This is a genomic window from Escherichia sp. E14S1, from assembly GCF_004211995.1.
In the GTDB taxonomy this organism is placed as follows: domain Bacteria; phylum Pseudomonadota; class Gammaproteobacteria; order Enterobacterales; family Enterobacteriaceae; genus Escherichia.
This window is the reverse complement of record NZ_RHJQ01000002.1, coordinates 113313-128763: the sequence shown is the minus strand read 5'-3', so window position 1 is coordinate 128763 and position 15451 is coordinate 113313. Positions and strand designations below refer to the sequence as shown.

Annotated in this window: 16 protein-coding genes; 7 read left to right on the top strand and 9 right to left on the bottom strand. The window is 52.6% G+C overall.

Annotation, left to right across the window (positions count from 1 at the left end):
- Positions 1-95 precede the first annotated feature (95 nt).
- Positions 96-236, bottom strand: coding sequence for a protein YjjY (yjjY, locus tag D9734_RS01310; RefSeq protein ID WP_057696375.1), 141 nt, complete (start codon positions 234-236; stop codon positions 96-98).
- Between the two features lie 95 nt (positions 237-331).
- Between yjjY and arcA the strand changes: the two genes are divergently transcribed.
- Complete coding sequence (arcA, locus tag D9734_RS01305; protein WP_001194358.1) at positions 332-1048, top strand: two-component system response regulator ArcA; 717 nt, start codon at positions 332-334, stop codon at positions 1046-1048.
- 48 nt (positions 1049-1096) lie between these two features.
- On the opposite strand, the gene creD is transcribed toward arcA, so the two are convergent.
- From creD to creA, 4 genes are read right to left on the bottom strand one after another with little or no spacing between them, the layout of a single operon-like run.
- On the bottom strand, positions 1097-2449 hold the full coding sequence (gene creD, locus D9734_RS01300) for a cell envelope integrity protein CreD (protein ID WP_130204804.1): 1353 nt from the start codon (positions 2447-2449) through the stop codon (positions 1097-1099).
- A gap of 57 nt (positions 2450-2506) precedes the next feature.
- A complete protein-coding gene (gene creC / locus D9734_RS01295) occupies positions 2507-3931 on the bottom strand; it encodes a two-component system sensor histidine kinase CreC (RefSeq protein WP_130204802.1) in 1425 nt (474 codons plus the stop codon).
- Positions 3931-4620 (bottom strand): two-component system response regulator CreB, encoded by a 690-nt coding sequence (gene creB / locus D9734_RS01290; RefSeq protein ID WP_130204800.1) that lies wholly within the window; start codon positions 4618-4620, stop codon positions 3931-3933. The genes creC and creB overlap by 1 nt, the downstream gene beginning before the upstream one ends.
- Before the next feature lie 12 nt (positions 4621-4632).
- Positions 4633-5106, bottom strand: a complete 474-nt coding sequence (gene creA / locus D9734_RS01285) for a protein CreA (protein WP_000875488.1) — start codon at positions 5104-5106, stop codon at positions 4633-4635.
- A 210-nt stretch (positions 5107-5316) separates the two neighbouring features.
- Here creA and robA point away from each other — a divergent pair, with 210 nt between their 5' ends.
- On the top strand, positions 5317-6186 hold the full coding sequence (robA, locus tag D9734_RS01280) for an MDR efflux pump AcrAB transcriptional activator RobA (protein WP_130204798.1): 870 nt from the start codon (positions 5317-5319) through the stop codon (positions 6184-6186).
- Here robA and gpmB read toward each other — a convergent pair.
- Positions 6183-6830 (bottom strand): 2,3-diphosphoglycerate-dependent phosphoglycerate mutase GpmB, encoded by a 648-nt coding sequence (gene gpmB, locus D9734_RS01275; RefSeq protein ID WP_059216559.1) that lies wholly within the window; start codon positions 6828-6830, stop codon positions 6183-6185. The genes robA and gpmB overlap by 4 nt on opposite strands.
- A gap of 50 nt (positions 6831-6880) precedes the next feature.
- Between gpmB and yjjX the strand changes: the two genes are divergently transcribed.
- Positions 6881-7402, top strand: a complete 522-nt coding sequence (gene yjjX, locus D9734_RS01270) for an inosine/xanthosine triphosphatase (RefSeq protein WP_130204796.1) — start codon at positions 6881-6883, stop codon at positions 7400-7402.
- 194 nt (positions 7403-7596) lie between these two features.
- On the opposite strand, the gene trpR is transcribed toward yjjX, so the two are convergent.
- Together trpR and sltY are read right to left on the bottom strand one after the other, a co-directional pair.
- The gene (gene trpR / locus D9734_RS01265; protein WP_064530383.1) at positions 7597-7923 is read right to left on the bottom strand and encodes a trp operon repressor; all 327 of its coding nucleotides are present in this window, start codon (positions 7921-7923) and stop codon (positions 7597-7599) included.
- Positions 7924-8012: 89 nt separating this feature from the next.
- Positions 8013-9950, bottom strand: coding sequence for a murein transglycosylase (sltY, locus tag D9734_RS01260; protein ID WP_130204794.1), 1938 nt, complete (start codon positions 9948-9950; stop codon positions 8013-8015).
- A 335-nt stretch (positions 9951-10285) separates the two neighbouring features.
- Between sltY and ettA the strand changes: the two genes are divergently transcribed.
- Positions 10286-11953, top strand: coding sequence for an energy-dependent translational throttle protein EttA (gene ettA, locus D9734_RS01255; RefSeq protein ID WP_064530385.1), 1668 nt, complete (start codon positions 10286-10288; stop codon positions 11951-11953).
- Positions 11954-12106: 153 nt separating this feature from the next.
- Here the strand turns inward: ettA and D9734_RS01250 are convergent, their stop codons facing one another.
- On the bottom strand, positions 12107-12994 hold the full coding sequence (locus D9734_RS01250; protein ID WP_000566334.1) for a LysR substrate-binding domain-containing protein: 888 nt from the start codon (positions 12992-12994) through the stop codon (positions 12107-12109).
- Between the two features lie 134 nt (positions 12995-13128).
- Between D9734_RS01250 and D9734_RS01245 the strand changes: the two genes are divergently transcribed.
- The 3 genes from D9734_RS01245 to D9734_RS01235 are packed head-to-tail and all read left to right on the top strand — an operon-like array spanning position 13129 to position 15398.
- Positions 13129-14139: an aldo/keto reductase gene (locus D9734_RS01245; protein ID WP_130204792.1), complete on the top strand. Its 1011-nt coding sequence runs from the start codon at positions 13129-13131 to the stop codon at positions 14137-14139.
- A 19-nt stretch (positions 14140-14158) separates the two neighbouring features.
- Complete coding sequence (locus tag D9734_RS01240; protein ID WP_000762716.1) at positions 14159-14956, top strand: SDR family oxidoreductase; 798 nt, start codon at positions 14159-14161, stop codon at positions 14954-14956.
- 25 nt (positions 14957-14981) lie between these two features.
- A complete protein-coding gene (locus tag D9734_RS01235; RefSeq protein ID WP_001140838.1) occupies positions 14982-15398 on the top strand; it encodes an SRPBCC family protein in 417 nt (138 codons plus the stop codon).
- Positions 15399-15451 lie beyond the last annotated feature (53 nt).

Below are 15451 nucleotides of genomic sequence, written 5' to 3'. Positions count from 1 at the left end.
ACGATGATTTCATCAAACTGTTAACGTGCTACAATTGAACTTGATATATGTCAACGAAGCGTAGTTTTATTGGGTGTCCGGCACGTCTTAGCCTGTTATGTTGCTGTTAAAATGGTTAGGATGGCAGCCGTTTTTGACACTGTCGGGTCCTGAGGGAAAGTACCCACGACCAAGCTAATGATGTTGTTGACGTTGATGGAAAGTGCATCAAGAACGCAATTACGTACTTTAGTCATGTTACGCCGATCATGTTAATTTGCAGCATGCATCAGGCAGGTCAGGGACTTTTGTACTTCCTGTTTCGATTTAGTTGGCAATTTAGGTAGCAAACATGCAGACCCCGCACATTCTTATCGTTGAAGACGAGTTGGTAACACGCAACACGTTGAAAAGTATTTTCGAAGCGGAAGGCTATGATGTTTTCGAAGCGACAGATGGCGCGGAAATGCATCAGATCCTCTCTGAATATGACATCAACCTGGTGATCATGGATATCAATCTGCCGGGTAAGAACGGTCTTCTGTTAGCGCGTGAACTGCGTGAGCAGGCAAATGTTGCGTTGATGTTCCTGACTGGCCGTGACAACGAAGTCGATAAAATTCTCGGCCTCGAAATTGGCGCAGATGACTACATCACCAAACCGTTCAACCCGCGTGAACTGACTATCCGTGCGCGCAACCTGCTGTCTCGTACCATGAATCTGGGTACTGTCAGCGAAGAACGTCGTAGCGTTGAAAGCTACAAGTTCAATGGTTGGGAACTGGACATCAACAGCCGTTCATTGATCGGCCCTGATGGCGAGCAGTACAAACTGCCGCGTAGCGAGTTCCGCGCCATGCTTCACTTCTGTGAAAACCCAGGCAAAATTCAGTCTCGTGCTGAACTGCTGAAGAAAATGACCGGCCGTGAGCTGAAACCGCACGACCGTACTGTAGACGTGACGATCCGTCGTATTCGTAAACACTTCGAATCTACGCCGGATACGCCGGAAATCATCGCCACCATTCACGGTGAAGGTTATCGCTTCTGCGGTGATCTGGAAGATTAATCGGCTTTACCTCCGTCAAAAAAAACGGCGCTTTTTAGCGCCGTTTTTTTATTTCCAGATACGTAACTCATCGTCCGTTGTGACTTCTTTACTGGTTTTCATTTTTGGCAGTGAAAATGCATACCAGTCGATATTCCGCGTCACAAACATCATGCCTGCCAGCGCCACCACCAGCACACTGGTTCCCAACAACAGTGCGCTATCGGCAGAGTTGAGCAGTCCCCACATCACACCATCCAGCAACAACAGCGCGAGGGTAAACAACATGCTATTGCGCCAACCTTTTAATACCGCCTGCAAGTAAATACCGTTCATTAATGCCCCTATCAAGCTGGCAATTACCCATGCCACGGTAAAACCGGTGTGTTCAGAAAGCGCCAGCAAGAGCAAATAAAACATCACCAATGACAGCCCCACCAGCAAATATTGCATCGGGTGCAAACGTTGCGCGGTGAGCGTTTCAAAAACAAAGAAGGCCATAAAAGTCAGGGCAATCAGCAAAATAGCGTACTTAGTCGCCCGGTCCGTTAATTGATACTGATCGGCAGGCGTAGTGACTGCGACGCTAAACGCCGGGAAGTTTTCCCAGCCGGTATCATTGCCTGAAGCAAAACGCTCACCGAGATTATTGGCAAACCAGCTACTTTGCCATTGCGCCTGAAAACCGGATGCACTTATTTCTCGTTTCGCTGGCAAAAAATCACCTAAAAAACTGGGATGGGGCCAGTTGCTGGTTAAGACAAGCTCACTATTACGTCCCGTCGGCACCACGGACAAATCACCAGTACCGCTTAAATTCAGTGCCATATTCAGCTTCAGGTTCTTCTTCCGCCAGTCCCCTTCGGGTAAAGGGATATGCACGCCCTGCCCGCCTTGCTCCAACCCGGTACCGGGTTCAATGGTCAGCGCTGTTCCGTTAACTTCAGGCGCTTTCACCACGCCAATACCACGCGCATCCCCGACGCTAATCACAATAAATGGCTTGCCTAAGGTGATATTTGGTGCGTCGAGTTCGTTAAGACGCGAAACATCGAAATCGGCTTTTAGCGTTAAATCACTGTGCCAGACCTGACCGGTATAAATACCAATCTTGCGTTCTTCCACATTCTGATTACCATCAACCATCAACGACTCAGGTAACCAGAAATGGATAAAACTTCGTTTCCGCTCCACGGTTTTATCCTCTTCCTGCACCGTATAAAGCTCGGTCACAGGAATAGCGATGAGCGGCCCAACGAGTTTTTGCGGCCCGCTGGTACTTTGGCGAATCGCATCTTCCACATCGCTACGGTAATCGGCACGTTCGACAATCACCTGCCGAATCAGCATTATCGGAATCAACAACAGCAATACTGCACCAAACAGGGTGGTCATTTTCCAGAACAGGGGGGATTTCAACATAGTCTTCTCCTTTGCAATGGCGACAGGATATGAAGGCTATGTGGGAAGAATTTGAAGTTATGTGAAGTGACGGTGAAGTCGAAGCGAGGCCAATACGCCGCCTTCCGGCACGTTGCGCAACGTGACTTCGCCATTAAGCAAACGGGCAACTTCACTGACAAACGCCAGCCCCAGACCACTGCTTTTTTGCCCATTCGCACGCGGCAAAGAGTAGAAACGCTCAAAAATACGTGACAGCGCGTAGTCAGGAATACCGCTGCCGGTATCCTGCACATTAAGCGTAACGTGTTCCTGCTCCACCCCAGCGCTAAGCGTTATGCGGCCATTCTCGGGAGTAAAATCGATAGCATTATCCAGTAAATTCCCCAGTGCCTGTTCCAGCAACGCAGGTTCAGCAGCAACGTTAACCTCGGTGGGCATAACATTAAGAGTGATATTCTTTTCTGCCAACTGCACGGTGCGCGCTTCGCTGACGCGGCGAAATAAAGCCGCCACAGCAACCGCAGAAAGAACGACCTCCTGGCGATTCTCCAGTCTTGCCTGGCGTAATAGCGTTTCCACCAGCGCCTGCATTCGCGCATTTTGCGTCAGAATGTTGTCAGTAAAACGAGCCACCACTTCCGGCGGCGGACCTTCGCGTAAAATTTCCGCCGCGCCACGAATTGCCGCCAGCGGACTTTTCAACTCATGAGTTAACGCGTAGACATACTGCTCAATATAGTTTTTCCCTTCCAGCTTCACGCGCATACTTTCCAGCGCCTGCGCTAACTTACGCAGCTCGCTACTGCCGAGTTCAGGAAGCGGAACGGGCTTATTGTCGGTAACGGAATCAGCATAACGAGTGAGTCGGGCAATGGAGTGGTTGATCCACCAAACCATTCCTGCGCCGATTACCAGCGCAATTCCCAGCAAAATGGCGCTCGCCCATAAAATTCGCCGCTCGCTGCGTTTAATCACCGGCGCCATCGCCGCGTTCGGTTTGCCTACGCTCAAAACGCCAACCAGCCGCGTGCCGTCCATAATAGGTGCGGCAACATACATCACAGAACTTTCGGGATCGGCAGGATTTTGCAACGTACTGCGCGCACCATACTGACCACGCAACGTTAGCCATACGTCATTCCAGCGCGAATAATCCTGCCCGACGGCTTTATTGGCCGAATCAAACAATACTTTGCCCTGCGCATCAGTCATATAGACATGATATTCGTTGCGCACTTTGTTGATGCCGCTGATATTGGCGCGAAACGGGCGATTTTGTAGCTGGTTAAATGCCTGCGCCAACTGCCCATGCGTTGGGTCACCAGAGAGCAAATCGGCACGCGCCAGCTCCGCCAGCAACGTTGCCGTATCGATCAACGTCCCTTCCGTCGCCCTTCGCACGCCCGGTTTAACTTCTTTGACAAAAATAGCCAGCACGAACCAGGCGGCTACCGCCACCAGTAAAAAATACCCCAGCAACAGCCGCATGCCGATACGCATTACAGGCTCCTCAGGCTGTATCCCATGCCGCGATGGGTATTGATCGGCGAAAGCTCGGGATTAATAGCGCGCAGTTTGGCACGCAGCGTTTTAATGTGAGTATCGACAGTGCGATCGTAGGTGTCCTGCGCATCTTCCCAGACGCTATCCATCAGTTGCTGACGGGACCAGACGCGGCCCGGCGACTTGAGTAACGTTTTCAGCAACAAAAACTCATACCGTGTTAGCGTTAATGGCGTGTCAAACCAGCTGATCTGCGCCGCGGGTTCATTCAATTCAAAATGACCAATACGGATGACGGGAGACGGCGTTGAGAACTTCTTCACCCGACGCAGTAAAGTGCGCACTCTGGCGCACACTTCGCGGGGTGAAAACGGTTTAGCCACGTAGTCGTCAGCGCCAATTTCCAGTCCAAGCAGGCGATCCACCTCTTCACTACGGGCTGTCAGGAACAGTACAGGTAGCGCCGGATGGATCACCAGCAACTGACGGCACAATTCAAAGCCGCTGATATCCGGCAGACCTACATCGAGAATAATGACGTCGGGAACCTGCTGGCGTGCTTTATCCAGCACCGGCAAGCCTCGCTCAAAGACCTCGACGGCAAAACCTTCCTGCTGCAACATGTAGACCAGCGTGTCGGCTATCCCTTGCTCGTCTTCCACTAACCAGACCGTTTCCCGTTGCATATATCGCCTCTGTTATTGCCGCCACGGCATGACAGGCACCGCACTAATCGCGTTTTTCGGCGACCCATCTACAACTTTGTCGGAGTAGGCCAGGTAAGCGAGCGCATTGCGTTTGGCGTCATAGAAGCGTACGACCTGTAACGACTTAAAGACCAGAGACGTACGTTTTTTGAATACCACTTCGCCCTGAGCTTTGCCGTTTTTAATGCGCTCTGACAGTTCAATCGGCCCGACTTGCTGGCAGGAAATAGCCGCATCGGAAGTATCTTCCGCCAGGCCCAATCCCCCTTTAATACCGCCGGTTTTTGCCCGACTCACATAACAGGTGACATTTTTCACATCGGGATCGTCAAAGGCTTCTACGACAATTTTGTGATCCGGGCCGATCATTTTAAATACGGTATCGACCGAACCAATTTCTTCCGCATGTGCCAATGGCCCCAGCATTATCAGGCTTAAAGACAGGATCAAATGCTTGTATTTCATATTGTTACCATTTTTATAAGTTACACAGAGCAATTAGTTCGTCACGGTAAATAACATATTGATTAAGAACAAAATCTCAACACTTTTATTTCCGTCAAGACCTAAAACATACTCTACTAAGAAAAAAACACTGAATGCTAAAACAGCAAAAAATGCTATTATCCAATTACCTGATGTCAGGTGCTCGTTGTGAAAGGATGAGGATATTTTATGGATCAGGCCGGCATTATTCGCGACCTTTTAATCTGGTTGGAAGGTCATCTGGATCAGCCACTGTCGCTCGACAATGTAGCGGCGAAAGCAGGTTATTCCAAGTGGCACTTACAGAGAATGTTTAAAGATGTCACTGGCCATGCTATTGGCGCGTATATTCGTGCTCGTCGTTTGTCGAAATCGGCGGTTGCACTACGCCTGACCGCGCGCCCAATTCTGGATATTGCGCTGCAATACCGCTTCGACTCTCAACAGACATTTACTCGTGCATTCAAGAAGCAGTTTGCCCAGACTCCCGCACTTTACCGCCGTTCTCCTGAATGGAGCGCCTTTGGTATTCGCCCACCGCTGCGTCTGGGTGAATTCACCATGCCAGAGCACAAATTTGTCACGCTGGAAGACACGCCGCTGATTGGCGTAACTCAGAGTTACTCCTGTTCACTGGAGCAAATCTCTGATTTCCGCCATGAAATGCGTTATCAGTTCTGGCACGATTTTCTCGGTAATGCGCCGACTATTCCGCCAGTACTTTACGGCCTGAATGAAACGCGTCCAAGCCAAGATAAAGACGACGAGCAAGAGGTGTTCTACACGACTGCGTTGGCTCAGGAGCAAGCAGACGGCTATGTACTGACGGGGCATCCGGTGCTGTTGCAGGGCGGCGAATATGTGATGTTTACCTATGAAGGTCTGGGAACCGGCGTACAGGAATTTATCCTGACGGTGTACGGAACCTGTATGCCGATGCTGAACCTGACGCGCCGTAAAGGTCAGGATATTGAGCGATACTATCCGGCAGAAGATGCCAAAGCGGGAGATCGCCCAATTAATCTGCGCTGCGAACTGCTGATTCCAGTACGTCGTTAACGCTGCAGCTCGTCTAATGCAGGGGCGTCCAGATGCGAGATATCCCCTGCGGTTTCAACGACCCAACCAGACGCCAGCCACAGGCTTTCCTGATAATCCACGCGCGAAATAGAACAGTTACGCAGACGTAAGCGGCGTTCTGCCCATGCAGGTAGGCCCAGAATAGTACTCACCAGGCATCCCAGCGCGATACCGTGGCTCACCAGTAGCGGTCGACTTCCCTGCGGCAAATCCCGACAAGATTCCAGTGCAGCATTGACGCGCTCACTCAGTTCCTGCATTGACTCGCCTTCAGGAATACGCCCGTCAACAGTGCCATTTACCAGTTGGCGACGCCAGTTCTCTTCTTCTTCGGTCAGAGAGTCGATATGTCTTTTTTCCAGCACGCCCATATTTAATTCACGCAGGCGGGAATCAAAGATTATGTCACAGCCGCAAGCCTGAGCGATGATTTCCGCCGTGCGCCGGGTGCGACCTAAATCGCTACTGATGATATGTGTGATTCCAAGCTCTTTGGCACGTGCCGCCACCTGCATTGCTTGTTGCTCACCTTTGGCAGTCAGTGGGCTATCAGACTGACCCTGAATACGTCGCTCGGCGTTCCACTGCGTTTCACCGTGGCGGACTAGGTATACCTGTAACATGCTTTTTTTCCGTATACTGCTGTAACGTTAATTTTTGAGTAATCCTGATTATGCACCATGTTGTCTGTGCGACCACCAATCCCGCTAAAATTCAGGCCATTCTGCAGGCATTTCACGAGATCTTCGGCGAAGGATCCTGCCACATTGAGTCCGTTGCCGTCGAGAGCGGCGTACCGGAACAACCCTTTGGCAGTGAGGAAACGCGCGCTGGCGCACGAAATCGGGTAGAAAATGCCCGCCGTTTACATCCAGAGGCCGATTTTTGGGTGGCGATTGAAGCGGGCATTGATGGTGACAGTACCTTCAGTTGGGTGGTCATTGAAAACGCCAGCCAGCGCGGCGAGGCGCGTTCGGCTACTTTGCCGTTGCCTGCGGTGATTCTGCAGAAAGTGCGTGAAGGCGAGGCGCTCGGCCCCGTGATGTCGCGTTATACCGGTATTGATGAGATTGGTCGTAAGGAAGGAGCCATCGGCGTGTTTACCGCCGGGAAACTCACTCGCGCCAGCGTTTATCATCAGGCGGTGATTCTGGCGCTAAGTCCGTTTCATAATGCCGTGTATCAGCCATTGTAAACCGGATAAGGCGTTCACGCCGCATCCGGCATTCGGTACACAATGCCTGATGCGACGCTGACGCGTCTTATCAGACCTACCAAACATATTGAAATTGCTGGTATTTGTAGGACGGATAAGGCGTTCACGCCGCATCCGGCATTCGGTGCACAATGCCTGATGCGACGCTGCCGCGTCTTATCAGGCCTACAAAATCAATCGCTTTTCAGCAACACGTCTTCCAGCCACTGGCGCAGCTCGACGGGGGCGGCTTTCAGACTGTTAGATCCACGCGTAATGGTCGCGATGCCCGCGCCGAGTTCATTTTTTAACTCGCGCTGGCTCATTTCACCACGCAGCAACTCTTCGACGATACGCACGCGAGTCCCCAATGCTTCGCGCTCATCTGGCGTCAGCATCAGATTTAACAACGGTAAATGGAGATCGTTTTCGTAGGCATTCTTAAGCAGGTCGACAAAACGTAACCACTCCTGGTGACGCTGTTCTGCCATCGCTGCTGAATAGGGTGATTGTTGGGCCATAATATGTCGCCATTGTTAGCGGGGGAAGCAAAATGCCTCCCCCGGTTGTACTCGCTAAAGAGTACGATAGCATATCATAAAGGTTCAAATCAGTAACGACGTCCCCATTCCGTAGCGCTCAAAAGCGTGGGCTTATCGCCCATGAAATAGCGATAGTACGCGTCATAAGCCAGCACATTTTTCACATAACCGCGCGTCTCGGAGAACGGAATACTCTCGACAAACGCCACTGCGTCGATACGCCCGGCGCTGTTACCAAGCCACGTGCGCACCCGCCCTGGACCGGCGTTATAAGCTGCCGAGGAGAAAATGCGGTTATTGCCAAATTGCTGATAAACATATTGCAGGTAACTGGTGCCAATGTTGATGTTCGTTTCCGGATCCAGCAATTGCCCAGGGCTGCTATAACCAGGAATAGAGAACATCTTCACCGTCTGAGTCGCCGTACCGGGCATAATCTGCATCAGGCCGCTGGCTCCTACCGGTGATTTCACTTTCGGATTCCAGGCGCTCTCCTGACGGGCAATCGCCATTGCATAGCTTTGTGGGATATCTTTGCCGTTGGTGTAACGTTCGAAGAGATCGTTGTAGGCCAGGGGGAATCGTTCTTCCAGATGATCCCACAATTTCCCGGCGATCGTCGCCTGAACACTGAGATCCCACCAGTGATTATTAAAGGCATAGCGTGCCAATTGCGCCTGCTCTGTTTTTGACTTGCTCTTCACCAGATTGGCCCACTCGCTACGTGCGGTGTTATCCATATTCCAGTACATCAACTCGCGCACGCGCGCCATCTCCGGCCCCTGGATCAGGGCGCTGTCAACGTTCTGCGGCGCTTTATCAATCTTTAGTTGATACTCTTCGCCAATACGTTGCGCAGCGACCATCGGGTAAAATCCACGCTGTTGCATGAGTTGATGCAAAATCTCTTTTGCTTCAGCTTCACGCCCGCGTTCCAGCAGTATATCCGCCTGCCAGTAACGCCATTCATCTTTATCTTTCGCCTCTATTGGCAGACGCGCCAGCCAGGTATTCAGACCACGACGATCGCCAGTGCCAAGCGCCATCCGCACGCGGCGTTCAATTAACGACGTGGATTGCGAACGCATAATCGCGTCATCACGCCATTTCGCCTGTTCGTCGGTAACATCGTTGCCCATCAGACGCCAGGCGACGATATCACGCAGCTCCTGAATCTGATCCTCATTAAGCTGCTGTGCCTGGGCAAGTGAAGGGATCATCAGTCGTGCGTTTTCAGCATCCTGACGCGCCACGCTGGCAAATGCCACCGCCGCCATCTGACGGGTAAAATCGGTCGCGCCGGTGGAACGCGCGAAGGTCAGCACAATATTAGGATCATTCGCCAGCGAAATGATTGCCGAAGCAATAGTCTGGTAATCGGCAGGCATTTGCCCTGCCAGCACCGTCACCAGCCCGGTATTGCCTGCTTTCATCGCAAGGCGGATACGCTCTAAATAAGCCAGGGGTTCTTGTTTGCCGGACGCTCGCCAGACGCTAAATAACTTGTCACAAGCGTTAGGCTGGCTCTTTCCGGTTAGCCACAGCTCTTTCGCCCCCTGCCAGGCTTCTTCACTTTGCCCGGTGTTCCATTTTGCATAGTAGTAATTACACTGGGCTTCGGTTGTGCCTGGCTTTTCCGGGCTAAAGGCTAACAAGCCACGCCAGTCTTCACGCCGCGCCAGTTCATTGACGAAACGAGATTGCAGCGTGCGAGCGGGAGGAAGCGTGGGGTTAGCGCGAACAAAGTTAGTGACCGTCACCGCCGGTTGATTCATCAGGTCATCGGTGATCTGGCGATATTCCAGGTAGGGGTATAACGGGTAATCCTTCAGGGATGGCATCATTTGTTCGACCACATCCATTTGTCGATTATCCCAGGCCTGCTTGATTTGCGCGTAACGGCTACGCTGCTCATCCAGTGAGTCGGCTCGCGCCACGCTGCTGACCGTCAGCAGACAGACACCGGCAGCCAACAGCCGCCAGGTAACTTGTTTGGCTTTTTCCACAAGCGCACCCTCTAAGTGTAAATACATCAATGCAGCATCATGCCGCGTAATAGATTTATGCTAACCAGTCATTGCCGTTTACGCCACGTTACGGACACTTTTTTACTTTTATACTCTAAATAATTCGAGTTGCAGGAAGGCGATAAGTGAGTGAGTCCCCAGGAGCTTACAGAAGTAAGTGACTGGGGTGAGCGAGCGTAAGCGCAGCACATGCAACTTGAAGTATGACGAGTATACTGCGAAGGTGATCGACCAACTGGGATTAGGCGGGGAAAAAGGCTACACTTCGCCTTTGAAAACTCATCATCACGATAAACATAGAGGCGAAGTCCAACGTGGCTCAATTCGTTTATACCATGCATCGTGTCGGCAAAGTTGTTCCGCCGAAACGTCATATTTTGAAAAACATCTCTCTGAGTTTCTTCCCTGGGGCAAAAATTGGTGTCCTGGGCCTGAACGGCGCCGGTAAGTCCACCCTGCTGCGCATTATGGCGGGCATTGATAAAGACATCGAAGGTGAAGCGCGTCCGCAGCCAGACATCAAGATTGGTTACCTGCCGCAAGAGCCGCAGCTGAACCCGGAACACACCGTGCGTGAATCCATTGAAGAAGCCGTTTCTGAAGTGGTTAACGCCCTGAAACGTCTGGATGAAGTGTACGCACTGTATGCCGATCCGGATGCCGATTTTGACAAACTGGCCGCGGAACAAGGCCGTCTGGAAGAGATCATTCAGGCTCACGACGGTCACAACCTGAACGTTCAGCTGGAGCGTGCGGCGGATGCGCTGCGTCTGCCGGACTGGGACGCGAAAATCGCTAACCTCTCCGGTGGTGAGCGTCGTCGCGTGGCGTTGTGCCGTCTGCTGCTGGAAAAACCAGACATGCTGCTGCTCGACGAACCGACCAACCACCTGGATGCCGAATCCGTGGCCTGGCTGGAACGCTTCCTGCACGACTTCGAAGGCACCGTTGTGGCGATTACTCACGACCGTTACTTCCTCGATAACGTTGCAGGCTGGATCCTCGAACTTGACCGCGGTGAAGGTATTCCGTGGGAAGGTAACTACTCCTCCTGGCTGGAGCAAAAAGATCAGCGTCTGGCGCAAGAAGCTTCACAAGAAGCGGCGCGTCGTAAGTCGATTGAGAAAGAGCTGGAGTGGGTACGTCAGGGTACTAAAGGCCGTCAGTCGAAAGGTAAAGCGCGTCTGGCACGCTTTGAAGAGCTGAACAATACCGAATACCAGAAACGTAACGAAACCAACGAACTGTTTATTCCACCTGGACCGCGTCTGGGCGACAAAGTGCTGGAAGTCAGCAACCTGCGTAAATCCTACGGCGATCGCCTGCTGATTGACTCCCTGAGCTTCTCGATCCCGAAAGGGGCGATCGTTGGGATCATCGGTCCGAACGGGGCGGGTAAATCGACGCTGTTCCGTATGATCTCTGGTCAGGAACAGCCAGACAGCGGCACCATCACTTTAGGTGAAACGGTGAAACTGGCGTCTGTCGATCAGTTCCGTGATTCAATGGATAACAGCAAAACCGTTTGGGAAGAAGTTTCCGGCGGTCTGGATATCATGAAGATCGGTAACACCGAGATGCCAAGCCGCGCCTACGTTGGCCGCTTTAACTTTAAAGGGGTCGATCAGGGTAAACGCGTTGGCGAACTTTCCGGTGGTGAGCGCGGTCGTCTGCATCTGGCGAAGCTGCTGCAGGTTGGCGGCAACATGCTGCTGCTCGACGAACCAACCAACGACCTGGATATCGAAACCCTGCGCGCGCTGGAAAACGCCCTGCTGGAGTTCCCGGGCTGCGCGATGGTTATCTCGCACGACCGTTGGTTCCTCGACCGTATCGCCACGCACATCCTGGACTACCAGGATGAAGGTAAAGTTGAGTTCTTCGAAGGTAACTTTACCGAATACGAAGAGTACAAAAAACGCACGCTGGGCGCAGACGCGCTGGAGCCGAAGCGTATCAAGTACAAGCGTATTGCGAAGTAATGCGTAAAATGCCGGGTGCGGCGCGCCAGCATCGCATCCAGCATTAGTTAAATGATGAGTCCCCGAAAAGGCAGAATTCTCTTTAAGTGTATTAGCTCAGATGCGGACTGACATCTCAACTCAAGCGGGAACTCATGGTTCCCGCTTAACGTTTTATTCACCGCGCAGAATCTGGCGGAAATGGGAAACCAGCGGACGTTGGTTGGCTTTATGCCAGGCTGCCCATAATTGCGTTGAATAATTCATCCACGGCAATTCACGTAATACCACCCCTTCCGGCGCATTATGACGCAGACTATGTTGAATTAAGGCCAGACCTAATCCCGCAGCGACCAGACCTAATGCCGTGAGGGGTTCACCCGCTTCCAGGCGAATATCAGGATTAAACCCGGCGTTAACACAGGCGGCGACAAAATGATCGCGAGAATGCGCATCGTCGTTATGAATCACCGCAATCCACTGCTCATCGCCAAGTTGTGACGCAACAAGATTTTCCTCCTGCGCCAGAGGATGATTTTGCGGTAAGGCCAACAACATTCGATCATCCAGAACCTGAATATATTCCAGATCCTGCTCGCTGTCGGTGGGCGGCGTATCGACCAGAGAAAAATCGAGACTGCGCTGGCGCAGGCCTTCAATCTGGGTAGCCGGTGGTTGGCTGTAAAGAGCGATATGCACATTCGGACGCGATACACGTAACGTACGTAACGCCGTAGAAAGTACACCGGAATGCATGGCGTTTTCGATATAGCCAATACACAAGCCCCCATCTTCCCCCCGTCCCAGGCGTTTGCCTAACGACTCCAGGCGGTTGGCGTGTGTCAGCAACGAACGTGTTTCGGCAAGGAATGTCTGTCCATCAGCGGTCAGGCGAATGCGCTGCTGATTACGCTCAAACAGCGTCAGCCCCAGTCGTTCTTCCAGTTGTGCAATCTGGCGGCTCAGCGGCGATTGCGAGATATGTAATCGCTCGGCTGCGCGTCCCACGTGCTCTTCTTCTGCGACCACCACGAAGTACTTCAGTTGGCGTAAATCAATCATGTTAGACCTCAAAGGACTTAAGTCAGACGAATTATGTCCTATCAAGTCACAACATCGCAAGGTATTGTGATCCACGTCACAGGGCGATAGCAAAAAAAACGCCCTAACCCAAACCGAATAATTGAGGACATCTTATGAGCATTAAAAATTTACTCCCCGGCAAAATTGGCTTAGGCGGCGCACCACTTGGCAACATGTTCCGTGCCATTCCGGAAGAAGAGGCCCACGCCACCGTGAGCGAAGCCTGGAACCTGGGTGTGCGTTACTTTGATACCGCGCCGCTGTACGGCTCTGGCCTTTCTGAAATCCGCATGGGTGAAGCGCTGTCTCAGTATCCACGCGATGAATACGTTCTGAGTAGCAAAGTCGCTCGCATCATGCTGGACGAAATGGAAGATCCGGCAAAACGGGATTTCGGTGAAAAAGGTGGCCTGTTCGAACACGGCCTGAAAAACAAAATTCTGAATGACTACTCTGCTGACGCCACGCTGCGATCGATTGAAGACAGCCTGAAACGCCTGAAAACAGACCGTCTGGACATTGTCTGGATCCACGACCCGGCGCAGGACTTCTACGGTGACAGCTGGCTGGAGCAGTTCAACATTGCCCGTACCGGTGCATTTCGTGCGCTGACGCGTTTGCGTGACGAAGGTGTGATTAAAGCCTGGGGACTGGGTGTGAACCGCGTCGAACCTTGCGAACTGACGCTGGCGCTGGACGAACCGAAGCCGGATGCGTTCCTGCTGGCGGGGCGTTATTCCCTGCTGGATCACGAACGTGCGCTGCAACGCCTGATGCCAGAAGCACTGGAACAGAACGTGGATATCGTTGTGGGCGGTCCATACAGCTCTGGCGTACTGGCAGGCGGCGAGCACTTTGAATATCAGAAAGCCTCTGCGGCCATCCAGCAGAAAGTGGCGCAAATTAACGCCATTGCCACACGTTTCAATGTGAACGTTAAAGCGGCTGCGCTGCAGTTCGCGCTGGCAAACCCGGCCGTTGCAGCGGTTATTCCTGGCTCCAGCCGTCCTGGCCGTATGGCAGAAGATCTGGCTGCACTGAATGCGCCTGTTCCGGCTGAATTCTGGGCAGAAATGCGCCGTCAAAATCTGGTTGCGGAAAACGCTCCGCTGCCGACCCGTTAATCAACCTGGTGAGAAAACGATGAAACTGGATCTGACAGGTAAAGTCGCGGTGGTCAGCGGCTCAACCTCCGGCATTGGGCAGGGTATCGCCGCCGGACTGGCAAAAGCAGGCGCAACGGTGGTTGTCGTCGGCCGTAAACAGAGCGGCGTTGATGACGCCATGGCTGCGATTGCGGCACAAACTCCCACAGCGTCACTGCGCGGCGTGGTGGCGGATCTCAGCACCGAAGACGGCGTGGCTGCGCTGATCGCTGCAGTCCCAACGGCTGATGTGCTGGTCAATAATCTGGGCATTTTTAACGATAAAGATTTCTTTAGCGTTCCGGATGATGAGTGGATGCACTTCTATAACGTCAACGTCCTCTCCGGCGTTCGTCTGGCGCGTCACTATGCGCCAGGCATGACGGAACAGGGCTGGGGGCGGATTATCTTTGTCTCGTCCGAATCCGGCGTGGCAATCCCTGGCGACATGATCAACTACGGCGTCACCAAAGCCGCGAATCTGGCGGTTTCTCATGGTCTGGCGAAACGACTGGCGGGGACCGGTGTGACCGTCAACGCCATTCTGCCAGGGCCAACCTTTACCGATGGCCTGAAAGAGATGCTGGCGGATGCCGCTGCACAATCGGGACGCAGTGCGCGTGAACAGGCCGATGAGTTTGTTAAAACCTCGCGTCCGAGTTCCATCATCCAGCGTGCGGCAGATGTGGAAGAAGTGGCGAATCTGGCGGTTTATCTCGCGTCACCGCTTTCCTCGGCAACCACAGGGGCAGCCTTGCGCGTCGATGGCGGCGTCGTCGACACCCTGACAATGTAACCCTATAAATTAAGAGAAAATTATCATGGCTAAAACAACTGTATCGATCGAAATTCCGGCTTCTGCCGACGCCGTATGGCAATTGATGGGCGGCTTTGATGCGCTGCCAGACTGGCTGCCGTTCATCCCGAAAAGCGTAGTGACAGAAGGCGGTCGCGTTCGTTCGCTGACAACCTCTGACGGCGGCACTGTGGTTGAACGTCTGGAAGCGTTTGATAACCGTCAACGCAGTTATACCTATTCCATTATTCAGGCACCGTTCCCGGTGGTGGATTACCTCTCCACCATTACCGTTCATGAAACCGCCGACAGCCAGGTTTCCCGTGTGGAATGGTTCGGTGAATTCACCCCGGTGAATGTGACGAACGAAGAGGCCGAGGCGCTGTTTACCGGCATCTATCGGGATGGTCTCAAGGCGCTAAAGGACAACTTTGTTGCCTGATGCGATCGACAGGCGTCGGAACGTCCGGCGTCTGATTATTAACAAAAACAGAA